This window comes from Histidinibacterium lentulum (genome assembly GCF_003789055.1).
Classification (GTDB): Bacteria; Pseudomonadota; Alphaproteobacteria; order Rhodobacterales; family Rhodobacteraceae; genus Oceanicola; species Oceanicola lentulus.
In genome coordinates, this window is the sequence record NZ_ML119081.1 from 197,007 (window position 1) to 216,150 (window position 19,144).

The 19,144-nt window shown below is 68.1% G+C and carries 22 protein-coding genes; 13 read left to right on the top strand and 9 right to left on the bottom strand.

Features of this window, described 5'->3' with window-relative positions:
* Positions 1–25: 25 nt before the first annotated feature.
* From EAT49_RS00945 to EAT49_RS00965, 5 genes are all read left to right on the top strand, one after another.
* Positions 26–604: a YqaA family protein gene (locus EAT49_RS00945; RefSeq protein WP_123640376.1), complete on the top strand. Its 579-nt coding sequence runs from the start codon at positions 26–28 to the stop codon at positions 602–604.
* Positions 605–622: 18 nt separating this feature from the next.
* Positions 623–1,099, top strand: coding sequence for a disulfide bond formation protein B (locus EAT49_RS00950; RefSeq protein WP_123640378.1), 477 nt, complete (start codon positions 623–625; stop codon positions 1,097–1,099).
* Positions 1,100–1,139: 40 nt separating this feature from the next.
* Positions 1,140–2,081 carry an arginase gene (rocF, locus tag EAT49_RS00955; RefSeq protein ID WP_123640380.1) on the top strand — a complete coding sequence of 314 codons (942 nt, stop codon included), beginning with the start codon at positions 1,140–1,142 and terminating at the stop codon, positions 2,079–2,081.
* A 72-nt stretch (positions 2,082–2,153) separates the two neighbouring features.
* Positions 2,154–2,972 (top strand): isocitrate lyase/PEP mutase family protein, encoded by an 819-nt coding sequence (locus EAT49_RS00960; protein WP_123640382.1) that lies wholly within the window; start codon positions 2,154–2,156, stop codon positions 2,970–2,972.
* A 119-nt stretch (positions 2,973–3,091) separates the two neighbouring features.
* Positions 3,092–3,280, top strand: coding sequence for a hypothetical protein (locus tag EAT49_RS00965; protein ID WP_123640384.1), 189 nt, complete (start codon positions 3,092–3,094; stop codon positions 3,278–3,280).
* A gap of 32 nt (positions 3,281–3,312) precedes the next feature.
* Here the strand turns inward: EAT49_RS00965 and EAT49_RS00970 are convergent, their stop codons facing one another.
* Complete coding sequence (locus EAT49_RS00970) at positions 3,313–4,074, bottom strand: RlmE family RNA methyltransferase (RefSeq protein WP_123640386.1); 762 nt, start codon at positions 4,072–4,074, stop codon at positions 3,313–3,315.
* A gap of 59 nt (positions 4,075–4,133) precedes the next feature.
* Positions 4,134–5,246, bottom strand: coding sequence for a Ppx/GppA phosphatase family protein (locus EAT49_RS00975; RefSeq protein ID WP_123640388.1), 1,113 nt, complete (start codon positions 5,244–5,246; stop codon positions 4,134–4,136).
* A 268-nt stretch (positions 5,247–5,514) separates the two neighbouring features.
* On the opposite strand from EAT49_RS00975, the gene EAT49_RS00980 reads away from it, so the two are divergent.
* The 5 genes from EAT49_RS00980 to EAT49_RS01000 are packed head-to-tail and all read left to right on the top strand — an operon-like array spanning position 5,515 to position 8,670.
* On the top strand, positions 5,515–5,811 hold the full coding sequence (locus EAT49_RS00980) for a virulence factor (protein ID WP_123640390.1): 297 nt from the start codon (positions 5,515–5,517) through the stop codon (positions 5,809–5,811).
* Positions 5,812–5,838: 27 nt separating this feature from the next.
* Complete coding sequence (locus EAT49_RS00985) at positions 5,839–6,780, top strand: methylenetetrahydrofolate reductase (protein ID WP_123640796.1); 942 nt, start codon at positions 5,839–5,841, stop codon at positions 6,778–6,780.
* Positions 6,781–6,786: 6 nt separating this feature from the next.
* Positions 6,787–7,431: an HAD family hydrolase gene (locus EAT49_RS00990; RefSeq protein ID WP_123640392.1), complete on the top strand. Its 645-nt coding sequence runs from the start codon at positions 6,787–6,789 to the stop codon at positions 7,429–7,431.
* A 14-nt stretch (positions 7,432–7,445) separates the two neighbouring features.
* Positions 7,446–8,402, top strand: coding sequence for a methyltetrahydrofolate cobalamin methyltransferase (locus EAT49_RS00995; protein WP_123640394.1), 957 nt, complete (start codon positions 7,446–7,448; stop codon positions 8,400–8,402).
* A 34-nt stretch (positions 8,403–8,436) separates the two neighbouring features.
* Positions 8,437–8,670: an N-(5'-phosphoribosyl)anthranilate isomerase gene (locus EAT49_RS01000; RefSeq protein ID WP_123640396.1), complete on the top strand. Its 234-nt coding sequence runs from the start codon at positions 8,437–8,439 to the stop codon at positions 8,668–8,670.
* A gap of 55 nt (positions 8,671–8,725) precedes the next feature.
* On the opposite strand, the gene EAT49_RS01005 is transcribed toward EAT49_RS01000, so the two are convergent.
* From EAT49_RS01005 to EAT49_RS01015, 3 genes are all read right to left on the bottom strand, one after another.
* A complete protein-coding gene (locus EAT49_RS01005; protein ID WP_123640398.1) occupies positions 8,726–10,204 on the bottom strand; it encodes a carboxypeptidase M32 in 1,479 nt (492 codons plus the stop codon).
* On the bottom strand, positions 10,201–11,349 hold the full coding sequence (ctaA, locus tag EAT49_RS01010; protein ID WP_123640399.1) for a heme A synthase: 1,149 nt from the start codon (positions 11,347–11,349) through the stop codon (positions 10,201–10,203). Before ctaA ends, EAT49_RS01005 begins: the two co-directional genes overlap by 4 nt.
* A 78-nt stretch (positions 11,350–11,427) precedes the next feature.
* Complete coding sequence (locus EAT49_RS01015; RefSeq protein ID WP_123640401.1) at positions 11,428–12,168, bottom strand: RNA methyltransferase; 741 nt, start codon at positions 12,166–12,168, stop codon at positions 11,428–11,430.
* 64 nt (positions 12,169–12,232) lie between these two features.
* On the opposite strand from EAT49_RS01015, the gene EAT49_RS01020 reads away from it, so the two are divergent.
* A complete protein-coding gene (locus EAT49_RS01020) occupies positions 12,233–12,427 on the top strand; it encodes a hypothetical protein (RefSeq protein WP_123640403.1) in 195 nt (64 codons plus the stop codon).
* A gap of 207 nt (positions 12,428–12,634) precedes the next feature.
* On the top strand, positions 12,635–13,267 hold the full coding sequence (locus EAT49_RS01025) for a thiamine phosphate synthase (protein WP_123640405.1): 633 nt from the start codon (positions 12,635–12,637) through the stop codon (positions 13,265–13,267).
* On the opposite strand, the gene hisI is transcribed toward EAT49_RS01025, so the two are convergent.
* On the bottom strand, positions 13,264–13,620 hold the full coding sequence (gene hisI / locus EAT49_RS01030; RefSeq protein ID WP_123640407.1) for a phosphoribosyl-AMP cyclohydrolase: 357 nt from the start codon (positions 13,618–13,620) through the stop codon (positions 13,264–13,266). The genes EAT49_RS01025 and hisI overlap by 4 nt on opposite strands.
* A gap of 68 nt (positions 13,621–13,688) precedes the next feature.
* Between hisI and EAT49_RS01035 the strand changes: the two genes are divergently transcribed.
* Positions 13,689–14,138: an iron-sulfur cluster assembly scaffold protein gene (locus tag EAT49_RS01035; protein WP_123640409.1), complete on the top strand. Its 450-nt coding sequence runs from the start codon at positions 13,689–13,691 to the stop codon at positions 14,136–14,138.
* Between the two features lie 251 nt (positions 14,139–14,389).
* Here EAT49_RS01035 and EAT49_RS21675 read toward each other — a convergent pair whose 3' ends face one another.
* From EAT49_RS21675 to ligA, 3 genes are all read right to left on the bottom strand, one after another.
* Positions 14,390–14,512: a hypothetical protein gene (locus EAT49_RS21675; protein ID WP_281274698.1), complete on the bottom strand. Its 123-nt coding sequence runs from the start codon at positions 14,510–14,512 to the stop codon at positions 14,390–14,392.
* A 101-nt stretch (positions 14,513–14,613) separates the two neighbouring features.
* The gene (gene recG, locus EAT49_RS01040; RefSeq protein WP_123640411.1) at positions 14,614–16,704 is read right to left on the bottom strand and encodes an ATP-dependent DNA helicase RecG; all 2,091 of its coding nucleotides are present in this window, start codon (positions 16,702–16,704) and stop codon (positions 14,614–14,616) included.
* On the bottom strand, positions 16,701–18,953 hold the full coding sequence (gene ligA / locus EAT49_RS01045) for an NAD-dependent DNA ligase LigA (protein ID WP_123640413.1): 2,253 nt from the start codon (positions 18,951–18,953) through the stop codon (positions 16,701–16,703). The genes recG and ligA overlap by 4 nt, the downstream gene beginning before the upstream one ends.
* Positions 18,954–19,144 lie beyond the last annotated feature (191 nt).

Consider the following 19,144-nt stretch of genomic DNA (forward strand, 5'->3'; position numbering starts at 1 on the left):
GGCGGCGGGCAGAGCGGACAGGACCATGCTGAGACGGCTTTACGACTGGACGATCACGCTCGGTCAGACACGCTACGCGCTCTGGGCCCTGGCCATAGTTGCTTTTGCGGAAAGCTCGGTCTTTCCGATCCCGCCCGACGTGCTGATGATCCCGATGATCCTCGCCGCGCCACACCGCGCCTTCGTGATCGCGGCACTCTGCACGACTGCCTCGGTGCTGGGCGGGATCGCCGGCTACTGGATCGGTTTCGCGGCCTATGACGAGATCGGCCGGCCCGTTCTGGAGAGTCTCGGCAAGGGCGATGCGATGGAGGCGTTCAACGTACGCTTCAACGACTTCGGCTTCTGGCCCGTGCTGATTGCGGGGGTCACCCCCTTTCCCTACAAGGTCATCACCATCATGTCGGGCTGGACCGGCCTGCCGCTGGCGACATTCGTCGTGACGTCAATCCTCGCCCGCGGCCTGCGGTTCTTTCTCGTCGCATGGCTTCTGTGGTACTATGGAGAGGAGATACGGGCCTTCATCGAGCGGCGCCTGGGCCTGATGTTCATTCTCTTCTGCCTGCTTCTTGCAGGCGGTTTCGCGGCCGTCACCTATCTCTGAGCCGATACCGGAAAGATCATGACCGAGAGACAGCTCGTCCTTCTTGCGACCGCAGGCTCCTTCGTCCTGCTGGCCGGCGCCTTCGGATTTCAGGCCTTGGGCTATGCGCCGTGCAAGCTCTGCCTCTGGCAGCGCTGGCCCCATGCGGCGGCGATCCTGTTCGGGGTGCTGGCGCTGACCATCCTGCCTCTGCGCCCGGCGGCCGTGCTCGGTGCGCTGGCGGCGCTGACGACCGGCGCTTTCGGCGTCTATCACACCGGGGTGGAGCGCGGTTGGTGGGAGGGACCCGCGAGTTGCAGCTCCAGCGGAGGTGGGCTCAGCGGCCTCTCGGCGGAGAGCCTGTTGCCCGGCAGTGCGGCGGTCGATCCTGTCGTGATGTGCGACGAGGTCGCCTGGCAGGTCCTCGGCCTGTCCATGGCAAGTTGGAACGCCTCTGCGAGCTTTGCGCTGGCCGTGATCTGGTTCTTCGCGGCAACGGCGCGGCGGCCCGCGTGAGTCCATTTCATCCCGGGGCACGTCCGGGTAGGCTGGAACCATGACGAGAGACATCTTCCTGATCGGCGCGCCGCTCGACTGCGGCAAGCGCGCCCGGGGCTGCCTGATGGGGCCGGATGCGCTGCGGGTGGCGGGCCTCATGCGGGCGGCGGCCTCGCTCGGGCACAGGGTCACCGACATGGGCAACCTCAGCGCCGCGGCCGCGGACGTGCCGTCGCCGGCGAACCCGATGGTGCACGGTCTGGCGGAGACGGTCGGCTGGACGCGCGTTCTCGCCGAGACCGCCCGGGACGTCGCGCCCCGGGGCCTGCCGATCTTTCTCGGCGGGGATCATGCCGTCTCGCTCGGGTCCCTTGCCGGCATGGCGGCGCATGCCCGGGCGCTCGACCGTCCGCTTTTCGTGCTCTGGCTCGACGCTCATGCGGATTTCCACACGCCGCTGACGACCGAAAGCGGCAATCTGCACGGAACGCCCGTCGCCTATGCGGCGGGCCTGCCCGGGTTCGAGGCCTTTCCGCCCATAGAGAGGCCGGTGCCTCTCGGCCATCTCTGCTTCGTGGGTCTGCGCTCGGTTGACCCGCCCGAACGTGCCGCGCTGGAGGAGACCGAGGCGACACTCGTCGACATGCGCCGCATCGACGAGGAAGGCATCGCCGCGCCGCTCAGGGCATTTCTCGAACGGGTGGCGGCGGCCGACGGCTTGCTGCATGTCTCGCTCGACGTCGATTTCCTCGATCCGGCGATCGCGCCCGCCGTGGGGACGACCGTGCCCGGGGGCGCCACCTTCCGCGAAGCGCATCTCGTGCTCGAATTGCTGCACGACAGCGGTCTCGTGGCCTCGCTCGATCTTGTCGAGCTGAATCCGTTCCTCGACGACCGCGGACGCACCGCCTCGTTGATGGTGGATCTGACCGCCTCCCTTCTCGGGCGGCGAATCTTCGACCGGCCGACCCGGCCTTTCGCCGCCGGAAGTCTGGCCTGAGCTCAGAGGAGGCTTGCCCGGCAGGGGGTGCGCGCCTAGGGTCTGGCGGTACCCAGACCGAGCGGATTTTCCATGACCGACGACCCCGGCGCCGTCTTCCGCGCCCTGCACCGCCGCGGCGCGCCCTTCGTTCTGGCAAATGCGTGGGACGCGGGCTCCGCCCGTCTTCTGGAAGTCCTCGGCGCTAAGGCCGTGGCGACGTCCTCGGCCGCCCATGCCTTCACGCTCGGCCGTTCCGACGGCGGACGGGTCAGTCGTGACGAGGCGCTCGATCATGCGGTCAGGCTGAAAGAGGCCGTTTCGGTCCCCGTGCAGGGGGATTTCGAGAACGGGTTCGGAGACGCCCCCGAAGCGGTGGCCGAGACCGTCCGGCTCGCGGCGGAGGCGGGTCTCGCCGGCATGACCCTCGAGGACATCCGTCTGCCGGGGACCGAGCCCTACCCTTTCGAGGCTGCCGTGGAGCGTGTCGCGGCGGCGGTCGAGGCCGCGCGCGCCCTGCCCCGCGACTTCGTGCTGACGGCGCGTGCCGACGGGATGCTGGGCGGAGGTTACGGCATCGACGAGGCGATCCGCCGGTTGCGTGCCTTCGAGGCCGCGGGTGCGGACGTCCTCTACGCCCCGGGACCGGCCCATATGGACGACCTCCGCCGGATCTGCGCGGAGACGACGCTTCCGGTCAACGCGCTGGTCAGCGGGCGCTTCGCCAATCAGACGGTCAAAGATTTCGCCGAAGCCGGCGTGGCGAGGATCTCCCTCGGATCCTCTCTCGCCCGGGTGACCCATCGCGTGATCGTCGATGCGGGCCGCGACATGTTCGAGCACGGCCGCTTCGTGGGACTCGGACGCGCGGCGTCGGGCGACGAGATCGACGCGCTGCTCGGCGGGGACTGAGGCGTTTCGCCGAGCGGAAACAATTGCCGCGAGATTTCCCAATTGTGGACCGCATCCCGCCGCCATCGGGCGCTCAGATGGCCTTGCCCATACGGCACCCATGAAGCCCGGAGAAACAGATGCCCACAGACATGAGCAACCCCGACGACATCCGCCGCTTTGCCCGCGACGAGCGCAACCGGTGCGTCTCGGAGCGTGAATGGCGCCACCGTCTCGCCGGTTACGGCATCGCTGTGCGCGAGCGCGCGGGTGCCGTCTGGCTGACGGCGGTGGTCTCCGGCCGGGACATCTGCGCCTTCGACGCCTGAGTCCGATCCGAGGCATTGCGCCTCGCGTCCTCTCAGCCGGGCACGTCACCATCCGTGGCATCTTCCAGCCCGTCCGATCCGTCGCGCCCGCGAAATCCTCGGGCAACGACGAACTTCTCGGAACTGTCGGACCGCGAGGCGGGCGGCTTGACGTTGGCCACGCTCTCGAAACGGCGCTTGAGCAGGGTCTGGAGAGAGCCCTCCGCGCCGCCTGCGAGCACCTTCGCCACGAAGGTCCCGCCCTCCTCCAGCACATCGAAGGCGAACTGCGCCGCCGCCTCGCACAGGGCGACGATCCGCAGGTGGTCGGTCTGCTTGTGCCCGGAAGAGGCGGCAGCCATGTCCGACATCACCACATCCGCCAGGCCACCGAGCCATGCCTTTACCTGCGCGTCCGCGTCGGTCTCGAGGAAATCAAGCCGGTGCAGCTCCGCTCCCGGGATGGGCTCGATCTCCTGCAGGTCGATGCCGAGCACCCGACCCACGGGCTTGCCGGACTTCTCCCCGAGCGCATTGACCCGTGACACCGCAACCTGACTCCACCCGCCGGGCGCCGCGCCGAGGTCCACGACGCGTGCGCCGGGCACGAGGAATCGGAACCGGTCGTCGAGTTCGAGGATCTTGTATGCTGCCCGTCCGCGATAGCCGTCAGCCTTCGCGCGTTTCACATAAGGATCATTGAGCTGGCGCTGCAGCCAGAGCGTGGACGACAACTTTCGTCCGCGGGCGGACTTGACCTTTACCGTCAGGTCCCGCTCGCCCCGCCCGCTGGATTTCCGTGTGCGCTTCGCCATGTCGCTCCGCCGAATTTTCGCGAGAATTCGAGCCTGAGTATTCGCGGATACTCAGCCGCTCAATACGGCCCGTCCTCGAGCACGCCATCGGCCGACATCTGCGCGTAAAGCAGCCCCTCGCGCAAGCCCCGGTCGGCGACCGACAGGCGGTCCGTCGGCCAGAGCCGCATCAGAGCCTGCAGGATCGCCGAGCCGGACATGATCAATGCATGCCGGTCCTTACCGATCCTCGGATCGGTGCGGCGTCCTTCGGGTCCCATGGCGAGGTAGGAGCGGATGACCGCGTCGATCTGTTCGGATGTCATCCGAAGCCCGTCCACCTTTGTCCGGTCGTAGCGCCTGAGACCCAGATGGGAGGCCGCGACGGTCGTGACCGTCCCGGATGTGCCGATGATCTGGAACCCCTCCTTGACCTGCTCGGACGCATAGGGCGCGAACTCCGCGAGGTTCTCCTCGAAGAACCAGGACATCAGCGCGAACCGTGCATTGTCGTCCTCAACGTCGCGGAACTGGTCCCGCAGCGTGGCGACGCCCAGCGGCACGGAGATCCAGTCCACCACCTTGGCGGCCGGAAATGGTCCCGGGTCCTGCCTGAACCCGGAATGGAGCCGCATGATCGCCTTCGGCCTGTCGTGCCGGGGGACCTTGGTCAGGTCGATCCAGACAAGCTCCGTCGATCCGCCGCCGATATCCACCACAAGAAGCTGTTCGGTCCGGGTCGACACAAGAGGCGCGCAGGAGATCACCGCGAGACGCGCTTCCTCCTCGGGCTGGATGATTTCGAGGCTGAGACCGGTTTCGCTGCGCACTTCCCGAATGAACTCGGCTGCATTCGTGGCGCGACGGCAGGCTTCGGTCGCCACGAGGCGCATCCGGCTCACCTTGTGGCGCCGGATCTTCTGCATGCAGATCCGAATGGCTCCGATCGTCCGCCCCATGGACGCACGGCTGAGCCGACCCGACCTCTCAAGCCCGGAGCCGAGCTGAACGGACTTCGAGAAACTGTCGATCACATGAAACTGACTGCCCTTCGGCTGGGCGATCAGCATCCGACAACTGTTCGTGCCGAGATCCAGCGCCGCATAGAGCGTCGCGGGATCCGGCGGAGCGGGGGCGGCGCCTTCGACCGGTTTCGGGAAGGCGCCCGCACCCTTGGGACGCCTGGGCGCCATCAGTCACGCCCTCCAATCATGAGTTGGCATCAGATTATTCAGCCGCGTCCCATCTGGCAAGCTTTGTGACAGACCCGCGATGGCCGCCCGGGATGCGCGGGCCGCACCGGCGCAGGCTCGATATTCTGTCGGCCATCCCTGTCCCCCGCCTCCTACTCGTGGCATGCCGGCCGTCGCGCAGTCGCGCCGTTCCGTCGAATTCCGGCGGTGACGGTGTCGGCCGCATCGCTATGAGAGCATCAGGAAGTTGCATCCTCCGGAGAGGTCCATGGCGCAGGTCACCATTGTCTACTGGCGTGACATTCCGGCTCAGGTCATGGCCGGAAAGGGGCGACGCGCCGTGAAGCTCCCGCTCGCCGAGCGGTTCGAGCAGGCCATCGACCGCGCCGCGATGAAGAGCGGCGCCACCGGAACCGACGCCTATCTTGCGGACTGGCGCAGGGCCGATCCGATCGAGGTCGAGGGCGACGACCGTCAAGCTGCCAAGGACATCGCGGCAGGCCTCGAGGCGGATTACGACGACGGCCGGCTGATGGCCCTTATCGGAAACGACGGCCGGGCCTGAACCCGGATGCGCATCGGAGACACGCTCATGGCCCTGTTCGACTTTCGCCGCAAGACCGCCTCAGCTGCGAGGTTCGGCCAATTCCCCGGCGGCCCGGCCGAGTTCATGTCGGGCTACTCGATCGAGGTGATGCCCCGCACCGCCGCGAAGGTCGGGAATTTCCGCGCGCTCCTGCCCGCGGGGACGCGCGTCTACATCGCCCATATCGACGGCACGCCGATCGAGGACATGGTGAGCACGGCGAGACGGCTCGCCGCCGAGGGCTTCGAAGTCATGCCGCACCTGCCCGCGAGACTGATCGCGGATACCGCCACACTCGCCGACTGGATTGCCCGCTACCAGGGGGAGGCGGGCGTGACCGGCGCTCTTCTGCTCGCCGGCGGTTTGGCCGAGCCGCGCGGTGCCTTTCATTCGTCGATGCAGCTTCTCGAGTCCGGCCTTCTCGATCGTGCGGGGCTCACCCGGCTCCATGTGGCCGGCCATCCGGAGGGAAACCGTGACATCGACCCAGAGGGCGGCCACGCGAACGTGGAGGCCGCCCTGCGCTGGAAGCACGACTTCTCGCAGCGCACCGATGCGAACATGGCGCTGGTCACGCAGTTCGCGTTCGAGGCCGACCCGATCATCTCCTGGGTCGATGGTCTTGCGGAAGAAGGCATCGACCTTCCGGTTCATGTCGGCATCGCCGGCCCCGCGAAACTCCAGACCATGATCCGCTTCGCCATCGCCTGCGGTGTCGGCCCGTCCCTGCGGGTGCTGCAGAGACGCGCCATGGACGTCACCAAACTTCTTCTGCCCTACGAACCCACGGAACTCCTGGCGGCGCTCGCGGCCCACAAGGCCGCCCATCCGGGCTTCGGCATCGCTCAGGTCCATCTGTTCCCGCTCGGCGGGATCGAGGTTGCGGCGACATGGGCGGGCGGTCTTGGCGGGCAAGCGGGCCGCACCGCCACGACCGCGAGCGCCTGACCGGACATGCCTGCGCTACTCTTCGATCTCGACGGCACCATGCTGGAGACCGACCCGCTCCATGCTGCGGTCTTCGTCGAGCTCTTCGCCGAGCATGGCCGGGAGATCGACGAGGCGTTCTACATCGGCCATCTGCACGGCCGCCAGAATGCCGACATCTTCGGCGAGTTCTTTCCCGCCGCCGATGCCTCGGCCATGGCCGACCTGAAGGAAGCCCGCTTTCGAGAAAGGCTGGGCCGTTCGGCCGAACCCATGCCCGGGCTGCTTGCCCTCCTCGACCGGGCCGAGGCAGAAGCCTGGCCCGTCGCAGTCGTGTCGAACGCCCCGACGCAGAACGCCCACGCCATGCTCGCCGCGATCGGGCTTTCGGACCGCATCGGCACCATCGTGCTGGGCGACGATTGTCCGCGCGGCAAGCCCGATCCCTTTCCCTATGCCGAGGCGATGCGGCGGCTGGGCGTGGACCCGGCCAGCGCGGTGGCCTTCGAGGACAGCCGCGCGGGTCTCGCCTCGGCCTCTGCCGCGGGGGCCCATGCCGTGGGCCTGACCTCGAGCCTGGCGCCCGAGGCGCTGCGCGCCGCCGGAGCCCGGCTCGTGATCCGCGACTTCTCCGATCCTGCGCTCGAAACGGCGCTCTTCAACCACCCCTGAAAGGAGCCCCGTGCATGACCCGCACCGTCGTCGAGTCGAAGACAAGGACCGCCGTGATCGGCTTTGACGAGCCCTTTTGCGTCATCGGCGAGCGCATCAATCCGACGGGGCGCAAGAAGCTCGCCGCCGAGCTCGAGGCGGGCGATTTCTCCACCGTGGAGCGGGATGCGCTGGAGCAGGTCGCCTGCGGAGCCACGATGCTCGATGTCAACGCGGGCGTCGTCTACAACTCGAACCCTGATCCGAACCAGACCGAGCCGCCGCTGATGCGGCGGATGATCGAGCTGGTTCAGGGGCTTGTGGACGTCCCCTTGTGTATCGACAGCTCGGTTCCCGGGGCGCTCGAAGCGGGTCTCGAGGCTTGCGAGGGCCGTCCGCTGCTCAATTCGGTCACCGGCGAGGAGGAGCGGCTGGAGCTCGTCCTGCCGCTGGTCAGGAAGTACAATGTGCCGATGGTGGCGATCTCCAACGATGACACCGGCATCAGCGAGGACCCCGAGGTCCGCTTTGCCGTCGCGAAGAAGATCGTCGAGCGGGCGGCGGATTACGGGATCCCGGCCCATGACATCGTCGTCGATCCGCTGGTGATGCCCATCGGAGCGATGGCCTCCGCCGGACAGCAGGTCTTCGCCCTCGTGCGCAAGCTGCGCGAGGAACTCGGGGTCAACACGACCTGCGGCGCGTCCAACATTTCCTTCGGCCTTCCGAACCGCCACGGGATCAATGCGGCCTTTCTGCCCATGGCCATCGCATCCGGCATGACCTCGGCGATCATGAACCCGGTCCGGCCGGTCGAGATGGAGGCGATCCGGGCGGCGAACATGCTGATGAACCACGACCCGAACGGCTCGAGCTGGATCGGGTTCGCACGCGTCATGGAGCAGGTCGAGGCCGGCACGCCCTATGCCGAGGCCGCCAAGGCGGGCAACGAGGCGGGAGGCGGCGGACGGCGGCGCAGGCGCCGCGCCTAGTGATGCGTTAACCGAAGTCCGTGCGGGTGGAGCGATGGGAGACGCCCCGATCCTTCCCCACGATCCCGACCTGTGGATGCGGCAGATGTCCACCACGAAATCCGCCCGTTCGGGCGACATCGTGCGTCGAAAGATCGACTGGGTCGACCGCGAGATCGGTCGTGACAGGCTGTTGGACGAAGTCCGGTCGCGGGGTTTCCACATGCGCGAGGCTGGCGGTCAGTTCCTCGTGGTCCGTGCGCCGGGACCCATCCGGATGGTGTGTTGAGGCCCCCCAATATTCGCGACCATTCGGCTCGGATCAGTCGCAAATGATCCGATACTCAGAGCCCGTAGAGCGCGCCGAACTTCGTCTCGAGATAGGCAAGCAACGGCTCCTCGGTGGGCGCTTCTCCGGTTGCGGCCGCTATGGTGTCGAGAGGCTCCCGCAGTCCGCCATGCCGCTGCAGCTTGTCCCGCAGCCAGTCCGTGGCTGGCGCAAGGTCGCCCGCCGCGAGATGCGCGTCGAGGTCAGGGACCGCCTTGCGCAGCGCCCCGTGCAGGCAGCCCGCATAGACGTTGCCGAGCGTGTAGGTCGGAAAATAGCCGAAGAGCCCTACCGACCAGTGGACGTCCTGCAGGACACCGTTCGACGGTCGGTCGACGGCATAACCGAAATCCGCCTCGAACCTGCGGTTCCAGGCCTCTTCCAGATCGCTCACCTCGATCTCGCGCGAGATCAGCGCCCGCTCGAGGTCGGTGCGCAGCAGGATATGGAGGTTGTACTGCACCTCGTCGGCTTCGGTCCGGATGTAGCCCCGGTGAACCCCGTTCGCGGCTGCGTAGAGCGAGTCCTCGTCGGCCAGGCCCAGGTCGCCGAACGCATCGCGCATCTCGCTCCAGAGCCAGCCCAGAAAGGCGCGGCTGCGGCCGAGCTGGTTCTCGTAGATGCGGCTCTGGCTTTCATGCACGCCCATAGAGACGCCGGAGCCGAGGGGAGTCAGAAGATAGCGGGGATCGACGTTCTGCTCATAAGCGGCATGCCCGACCTCATGGATCGTCGAGTAGAGGCGGTTGAAGGGGTCCGTGGGCGCCGTCCGCGTCGTGATCCGCACATCCTGTCCCGAACCGGAGGAAAACGGGTGGACTGCCTTGTCCACGCGTCCGCGTTTCATGTCGTAGCCGAAGACCCCCGCCACCTTGCGCGACAGCCGCATCTGTGCGGCTTCGTCGAACACGCCGGTGAGCGCCGGCGCGGGAGGCCTCGCCAGCACCGCCTCCCGAAGCGCCACCAACCGCGGACGGAGCCGTCCGAAGAGGGCGTCGAGTTCGTTCCCGGTTATGCCGGGCTCGTAATCCTGAAGCATCGCGTCATAAACGTCGCCGCCGTTCGAGAGGGCCGCCCCCTCTTCGCGCTTCAACGACACCACCTCGGCGAGCGTGGGGGCGAAGGCGTCGAAGTCGTCGGCCGCCCGCGCCTCGGCCCAGATGCCCTGGGCTCGGGAGGTCACCCGCGCGATCTCGGCCGAGAGCCTCGCGGGCACCCGTGTGGCCCGGTCGAACGCGCGCCTGATGAGCCGCACCTGCGCAAGATCTTCGGCGGTCAGCGTGTCCGTCTCTAGCGCCGCAAGCCAGTCGCCCACCCGCGGATCGGTCCGACGGGCGTGGAGGACGCCCTCCATCGCCGCCATTTCCTCGGACCGTTGGGCTGCCGCCCCCCGGGGCATCACCGTTTCCTGGTCCCAGCCGAGCCTCCCGGCCACCTGCTCGAGCGCGGCGGTCTCGCGCGCGTGGGCCATCAGGTCGTCGAAGGGAGTGGTCATGCGGTACCTCGCAGGGATTGCGGCAACGGATAGCGCGCGAGAAACCGCGCGCGCAGGATAAGGACCCAGAGCAGCACAGCCGTCGCCTGGTGCAGAATCCCCAGCTGCCAGGGCGCCGAGTAGAGCGCCGTGACGATGCCGATGACGACCTGCAGCAGGATCACCGCCAGAACCGCGTTCATGGCAAATCGCGTGCGCCCGTTCGGCGAGCGCCACCCGCGCAGCCAGACGGCGACACCAAGCACGAGGAGCAGATAACCCGCCATCCGGTGGACGAACTGCACCGTTCCCGCATTCTCGAAGAAGTTGCGCCACCACGGGTCGAGCACCATCGGTTCGGGCGGCAGAAAGCCGCCGCCCATGTCGGGCCAGGTCGGGAACATCCGGCCCGCGTCGATGCCCGCCACCAGCGCACCGAGCAGGATCTGGACGAACGCCAGATGCATGAGCCCGGTTGTCCCGCCGAAGAGCCGCGCCTCGGCGGAGCGGCGCGCCTGCAGCAGATCCGCCTCCCGCCGTGCGAGCCGGAACGTGTACCAGGCGATCAGGCCGAGGATCACGAAGGCCAATCCCAGGTGTATGGCGAGCCGGTAGGACGCCACGTCGAGCATCCCGGGCTCGAGCCCCGAGGATACCATCCACCAGCCGATCGCCCCTTGCAGCCCGCCCAGACCGCCAAGCAGCAGAAGGCGCCCGGTCCAGCCGCGCGGCAGGGTCCGGGTCAACAGAAACCAGAGGAACCCCAGAGCCCAGACGAGGCCGATGAAGCGCCCGAGCTGCCGGTGGCCCCATTCCCACCAGTAGATCACCTTGAACTCGTCGAGCGTCATGCCCGCGTTCTGCAGCTGATATTCGGGGATCTGGCGATAGAGGTCGAATTCGCGCTGCCAGTCCTCGGCATTCAGCGGAGGAATCGCGCCCGTCACGGGCGCCCATTCGGTGATCGACAGCCCGGAATCCGTCAGCCGGGTCATGCCGCCCACCGCGATCATCACGACGACCAGCGCGAAGAGCACCATCAGCCAGATTCGCACCGCCCCGCGTGCGCCACTGCCGCCGGCGCGCTCGATCGCACCCGTGGCCGCCGCCTGCTGACGCCCGGGCGTCGCCACGTCCTCGAAGATCGCCCTCGGTTTCTTTGCCATGCCTCGCTCCTTTGCGCGGCAAGCTAGGCTCGACCCGTGACCCCCGCAAGCCGACGCCTTGCTTCATCGGGACGCGGGTCAGCCGCGCTCCTTCCAGCGTATCATCTGCCGCAGCATGCCGTGGAGCATCTGAACATCGGCCTGAGTCAACGGCAGACGGCTCCAGAGGTTGCGCAGATTGAGCCGCATTCCCTCCGCTTTCGTCGCGGGAAAGAAGAACCCTGCTTCATCGAGCCGTTCCTCGTAATGGTCGCCCAGCCGTTCGATCTCCAGTCGCGTCGCCAGATCGGTGCGCTGACCCTCCAGCCGTTCGGGCAGGGCCTCGTGTGTCGCCCGTCGCCACTCATAGGCGAGCAGAAGCACGCATTGCGCGAGGTTGATCGAGGGAAAATCGGGGTTCACGTCGACCGTTACGATGGCCGAGGCCCGGGCGATATCCTCGTTCTCCATCCCAGCCCGCTCCGGGCCGAACATCACCGCCACGCGTTCCCCCGTGGCCACCCGCGCCGCGGCGTCTCGCATGGCGGCCTCGGGCGTCAGCACCGGCTTCGTCAGTTCCCGCGGACGCGCGGTCGTGGCGTAGACATAGGTGCAGTCGCTCACCGCCTCCGCCACCTTCTCGAAGACCTGCGCGCCGTCCAGTAGCCGCCCCGCCCCGCTCGCCAGTGCCACGGCGGATGGATTCGGCCAGCCGTCCCTCGGCGTCACGAGCCGCATACGGTCAAGACCGAAATTCCACATGGCCCGGGCAGAGGCGCCGATGTTCTCGCCCATCTGGGGACGGATCAGCACGAATGCCGGCGCTACGGGATCGGACATGGGCACTCTCCTTCGGGGCCGCGGCGTGATACGCCGAGGCGCCCCCCCGGACAAGGCAGTTGCCATGGCTTTCGACCCCGGACTCGCCGCCCTCCTGCGCAGGAAACTCGCCGACGCGGGACCCGTCGCCGAACGGCGCATGTTCGGCGCGCTCTCCTCCATGCTCGACGGCAACATGGCCTCTGGCGCCCTGGACGATGCCGGCATCTCCGGGGGGACGGGCCGGCGAGGACGAGGCGCTCGCTCCTCCGGCGTATAGCGACTGGCGCCGACCGGCAGGCCCATGGGCGGTTTCGTGACCGCCGGCGCGGAAACCATGGCAGACGATGACCTGCGGGGGCGTCTCCTCGGCCTGGCCCCCGCCGACGTGGCGACGCTACCGCCGAAGTAGCCAAGCCAGGATTTCCCTGTTACGAGCGGCAAACCGCCGCGCCGCGGCTCCAGCAAGAACCGACGAAGTCCTGCCATGACAGACGCCTCCGGGCCGCCCCAGCTCTACCTGATCTCGCCTCCCGCATTCGAGCTATCCACGTTCCCTGCAAGGCTTGCGGCCTGTCTCGACCTGGCCGAGGTGGCCTGCGTCCGGTTGGCGCTGGCCACCCGTGACGAGGACGTCATCTGCCGCGCGGCCGATGCGCTGCGGGAGGTGACCCATTCGCGGGACGTCGCGCTGGTGATCGAGACCCACGCCGTCCTTGCAGAGCGCCTCGGTCTTGATGGTGTCCACCTGACGGACGGCGCCCGGTCGGTTCGTGCCATGCGCAAGAAGCTGGGGGCCGATACCATCGTGGGCGCCTTCTGCGGCCGTTCCAGCCATGACGGAATGACCGCCGGCGAGGCCGGTGCCGATTACGTCAGCTTCGGCCCTGCGGGCGCCTCGGCCCTCGGCGACGGCAGCCGGGCCGAGCCGGACCTCTTCCAGTGGTGGTCCGACATGATCGAAGTTCCCGTGGTCGCGGAAGGGAACCTGGATGAAGAGACCATCCGAACCCTCTCTCCAATAACGGATTTCTTCGGGATCGGCGAAGAGATCTGGGACGTGGAGACACCGTCCGATGCCCTGCGCGCGCTGCTGCGCGCCATGGCGGACGCCGCCTAGAGCGGCGCCGCGATCTCTTGCTCTTCGCCTTCGCGCACCGCGGTGAAGAAGCAGCTGCGTCGCCCGGTGTGACAGGCCGCACCCGTCTGACGCACCAGGAGCAACAGGCAATCGCGGTCACAATCGAGGCGCATCTCCACGAGTTCCTGCACATGCCCCGAGGTGTCGCCCTTGCGCCAGAATGCCGCGCGCGACCGCGACCAGTAGACCACGCGACCCTCTTCCAGGGTCCGGGCGACCGACTCCGCGTTCATCCAGGCGAGCATGAGCACCTGGCCGTTCTCTGCATCCTGCGCAATCGCGGGGATCAGACCCTGCGCGTCGAATTCAAGCGAGGCCGGATCGAACCGCATGGCATTGCTCCTTTGCGCGGGCGTCGAACGGCCCTATCTACGACGCAATGCGGGATGGAGGCAACGCAATGGCCGAAGCCGAGCTGATGAAACTCTACTCCGGGCGCATCCTCGCGCTCGCTGCGGACATGCCCCGGGTCGGGCGTCTCGAGGCGCCCGAAGGTACGGCCCGGGCGCGTTCGCCGCTGTGCGGGTCCACCGTCACGGTCGATCTGATGCTCAACGATGGCCGCATCGCGGATTACCGGCAGGACGTGAAGGCCTGTGCGCTGGGTCAGGCCTCCGCTGCGGTGGTCGGGGCCAACATCATCGGCCGTACCGAGGATGAGGTTTGTGCCGGCCGCGATGCCCTTGCCGCTATGCTCAAGGATGGCGGCCCGGTGCCGGCGGCGCCCTGGGACGGATTCGAGGTGCTGGAGCCGGCTCGCGACTACCGCAACCGACATGCCTCGATCCTTCTGGCCTTCGACGCGACCCTGAAGGCGTTCGAGGATGCGCGAGAGCGGGCGAACGCCTGACGCGTGGCGGTCGGCCCGTGACTGAAGGGTCCGTCTCGGGCGCGTGACGTCCTTCATTCCAGCGAAAGAAAAAACCGCCGCACATGCCGGGACGGGCATGGCGGCGGCAGGCAGAACCGTATCGCGGAGTCCGGACCCGTCGGCAGGGGAGGCAACCCCGGAACCGTGGGACAGGCAGTCATGGGTCCAGCGCCGCGGGGACAGGCAGGTGCGACGCAAGACGGGCCGGCGCGAAGGGCTCGGGCAGAGGGTTAGACCAGTCCGGGCAGGGAAAGGCCGACGAACAGGAGAACCACTAGGGAGAGGACGCCGATCGTATCGGCCAGAAGAGTGTCGCGGGAGCGGTGAAGCGCCGTCCGGATCGTCTGTGCCATCGTCTCGCCTCCTTGGTGTGCCTGCTGTTTGTTGACCCTTTGTTCTCATATTCGGCGCCGACTGTCCAGAACTTTCTATGAACATCGGGGAACAAAACGTGTCAGCCGACCGAAAGCAGGCGGATCGCCCTGTCCTGTTCCATCAGCCAGAGCAGCATTCGGGCGGCCCGACCCCGGTCGCTTTCGAGTGTCGGATCGGTGTTGAGAAGCGCCCGCGCATCGGACTGGGCAAGCTCCATCAGCGCGGCCTGACGCTCCAGATCCGCCACGCGAAACCTGGGTAGGCCGGATTGCGCGGTGCCTATCAGGTCCCCCATCCCGCGCATGGCAAGGTCTTCCTCGGCGATCCGGAAACCGTCATCGGTCTCGCGCAGGATCTCCAGCCTTCGCCTCCCCGTCTCGGACAAGGGCGGCGCATACATCAGAAGGCAGGTGGAGGCGGCGGCCCCCCGTCCCACGCGCCCGCGCAGCTGATGCAGTTGCGCGAGGCCGAAACTGTCGGCGCCCTCGATAACCATGATCGAGGCATTGGGCACGTTCACCCCGACTTCGATCACCGTCGTGGCGACGAGCACCCGCGTCTCGCCCGCCACGAAGCGTGCCATCGCGGCGTCCTTCTCGGCGGGCGGCAACTGTCCGTGGACCAGACCCACGGCATCCTCGCCGAGGGCGGCGCGCAGGGCCTTGTATCGTGTCTCGGTCGATGTCAGCTCGCTCGCCTCGCTGTCATCCACCAGAGGGCAGACCCAGTAGGCCTGCCGCCCCTCGCCGGCGGCCCGCCGCAGATGCTCCACCACTTCCACCATCCGAGCGGCGGAGACGACGGACGTCTTCACCGGAGTCCGGCCCGGCGGCTTCTGGTCGAGGACGGAGAGGTCCATGTCGCCGTAATGCGCCAGCGCCAGAGACCTCGGAATGGGCGTCGCGGTCATCACCAGTACATCCGCCCGCGCGCCCTTCGCCCCCAGTTCCATGCGCTGCGACACTCCGAAACGGTGCTGCTCGTCCACGATGGCGAGACGCAGGTCGGCAAATGCCACGTCCTTCTGGAACACCGCATGAGTCCCCACGAGAATGCCGATCTCTCCCGCCGCCAGGGCCGCGAGCTTCGCCTCCCGTTCCGCTCCCTTGTCGCGGCCCGTCAGCAACTCCAGCCGGACGCCCGCATCGGCGGCCAGCGGCGACAGCCCCTCCAGATGCTGCCGGGCGAGGATCTCCGTGGGGGCCATCATCACCCCCTGCCCGCCCGATTCCACCGCAATGAGGAGCGCCATGAAGGCCACCAGCGTCTTGCCCGAGCCGACATCGCCCTGCAGCAGGCGGTTCATCCGGCGCGGACCCGCCATATCCGACTCGATCTCCGCGATGGCGCGGGACTGCGCCCCGGTCGGGCTGTAGGGCAGCGCCTTCAGGACCTTGTCCCGCAGTGCGCCCGTGCCCCGCGTCTCCCTCCCCTTTCCGCGCCGCATCGTCTGGCGCGCCAGACCCAGTGTCAGCTGATGCGCCATGAGTTCGTCATAGGCGAGCCTCTGACGGGCATGGGCGGTGGCGATCAGGTCGTCAGGCCCCCGCGGCGCATGGGCAGCGGCCAGCGCCTCACGCCAGCCCGGCCAGCCCTGCCGCGCCATGAGCGGCGGATCGATCCACTCGTCGAGCTCGGGAGCCAGCGAGAGCGCCGCCCGCGACGCCCGGAACATCAGTTTCTGCGTGACGCCGCCGGGCAGCGGATAGATCGGCTCGAACTCCGGGATCGTCAGCGCCTCGTCGGGCGTCAGGATGTGGTCGGGATGGACCATCTGGCCCACGCCGTCGAACAGCTCCACCTGGCCCGAGACGATCCGTGTCTGGCCCGTGGGCAATTGCCGGCGCAGCCAGTCGTCGCGCGCGTGAAAGAAGACCAGCAGAAACTCGGTCTGCGCATCGTCCACCGCCACGCGGTAGGGACGACCGCGGGCGGTGGGTGGCATGTGCCGGCCCACGCGCACCTTTACCGTGACGGTCGCCGGCGGCACGACCTCCCGGATCGAGGATTTCAGCCGCCGGTCCGTTCCCGCATAGGGCAGCGTGTAGGCCATGTCCCTGGGTGTCGCGATCCCGGCCTGAACCAGGGTTTTCGCCGTCTTCGGCCCGATCCCATCCAGCACCTCGAGGCCCGAGAAAAGGGGCCAGAGCGGTTCGGGTCTTCCGCTCATGCGCGGCCCGCGAGCGCGAGCCAGGCCTCTTCGTCGATCGTCTCGATGCCGAGTTCGGCGGCCTTCTTCGCCTTCGAGCCGGCCCCCGGACCCGCGATCACGAGGTCGGTCTTGGCACTGACGCTGCCAGACACGCGCGCGCCGAGGGCCTCCGCCCGCGCCTTTGCCTCGGCGCGGCTCATCCTTTCCAGGGTTCCGGTGAAGACGAGGGTCTTGCCGGCGATCGGGCTGTCGGCGGCGGGCCGTTCGGCGGGCTCGACGCGCAGGTGAGCGACCAGACGGTCGATCGACGCCCGTTCCTCCGTCTGGGCCATGGTCGTCACCAGGCTCTGCGCGAGCGTGGCGCCGACCCCGTCGATGCCCACGATGTCCTCCCAGGCTGCGCGGGCCGCTTCGGGAAGCGGCGGGTCCGTCCAGATCCTCTCGCGTGTCTCGCCGACCCGCGCGCGCCGGCCCTCGGTCATTGCGGCCTCGCGTTCGGCGATGACCGCGTCCTCCGCCAGCGCGTGGCGCGCCGCGGCGGGTGCGGCCGCATCGACGGCGGAAGCGAGCGCCTCCCAGGTGCCGAAATGCCGCGCGAGATCACCTGCAGCCACCTCGCCCACGTGCCGGATCCCCAGAGAGAAGATCAGGCGGGCCAGCGGGATCGTCCGCCGTTCCTCTATCGCAGCGAAGAGGTTGCGCGCCGAGGTCGCGCCGTAGCCTTCGCGGTGCTCCAGTCTCGAGACATTACCGGCATCGCGCTCGGCAAGAGTGAAGATGTCTGCCGGTTCCCGGATCGGCAGGGCGGTGTCGGACCAGAACATCTCGATCTGCTTCGCGCCCAGCCCCTCGATGTCGAAGGCGGCGCGGCTCACGAAATGCTTGAGCTTCTCGATGGCCTGTGCGGGGCAGATGAGCCCCCCCGTGCAGCGGCGGACCGCATCGCCCTCTTCGCGGATCGCGGCAGAGCCGCATTCCGGACAGGTCTCGGGAAAGTCGTAGGGTTGTGCCCCTTCCGGCCTCTTCGAGAGGTCCACGTCGGCGACCTTCGGTATGACGTCGCCGGCGCGGTAGACCTGCACCCAGTCTCCCTCGCGGATGTCCTTGCCGTCCCGGATCGGCGTGCCATCGGCGGCCCTGCCGGCGATGTAATCCTCGTTGTGCAGCGTGGCGTTCGAGACGACCACGCCGCCCACGGTCACCGGCATCAGGCGTGCCACCGGCGAAAGGGCACCGGTCCGGCCGACCTGGATCTCGATCCGTTCGAGCCGGGTCCAGGCGAGTTCGGCGGGAAACTTGTGCGCGAGCGCCCAGCGGGGCGTGGTGGAGCGGAACCCCAGTCGCTCCTGGAGCGCGATGTCGTCGACCTTGTAGACCACACCGTCGATGTCATAGCCCAGCGTCGCCCGTTGCGCTTCGATCCGCGCGTGATGGGCAAGGAGCGCATCGACATCTTCGCAGAGTTCCGTGAGCGGGTTGACCGGGAAGCCCCAGGCCCGGAACTGCGCCATCGCGTCGTGCTGGGTGACGGCGACCGGCGCGGAGACCTCGCCCCAGGAATAGGCAAAGAACCGCAGCGGGCGCCGGCGCGTGATCTCGGAATCGAGTTGCCGCAGCGAACCCGCCGCGGCGTTGCGCGGATTGGCGAAGGTCCTTGCCCCCGCCTCCTCCTGCCGCGCATTGAGCGCCGCGAAGTCGGCATGGCTCATGTAGACCTCGCCCCGCACCTCCAGAACCTCGGGGCCATCAGGGAGACGGTCCGGGATGTCCTTCAGCGTCAGCGCATTGCGCGTGACATTCTCGCCGACCTGTCCGTCGCCGCGGGTCGCGGCCTGCACGAGCCGGCCCGCCTCGTAGCGGAGGGACAGGCTCAGCCCGTCGATCTTCGGTTCCGCGGTATAGGTCAGCCGTTCGTTCGCTCCGAGTCCGAGGTATTTGCGGATGGAGGCGTCGAACTCGCGGACTTCGCCGGTATCGAAGGCATTGCTCAGCGACATCATCCGGACCCGGTGTGTGACCTTGCCGAACCCCTCCGCCGGGGCCGCGCCGATCATGTCCGACGGCGAATCCGCGCGCTTCAGCCCGGGAAACCGTGCTTCGATCTCGGCATTGCGCCGCTTCAGCGCATCGTAGTCGGCATCGCTGAGATGGGGCGCGTCTTCGACGTGGTAGGCCCGGTCGGCCGCGGCCAGCAGGTCCGCCAGCCGCGCAAGTTCGATCCGGGCCTGAGCTTCCGTAAGTTCGCTCACCGCCGGTCTGTCGGCCATAACGCCTGCCCCTCATCCGTCCCGCTTCTCGCCACGATGGTGCTAGACCGACCGCGGCAAGCCGTCCAGACCGCAAGGCAGGGGCGGGTCGCTGGACCGGCCGGAGGGAACGTCGCGTCGCCAGCCGGAGGCGGCGCCGGCGCAAGCCGCCTGCGAGCGCGCCGGTTGCCGGACTTCACGGCGCGATCATG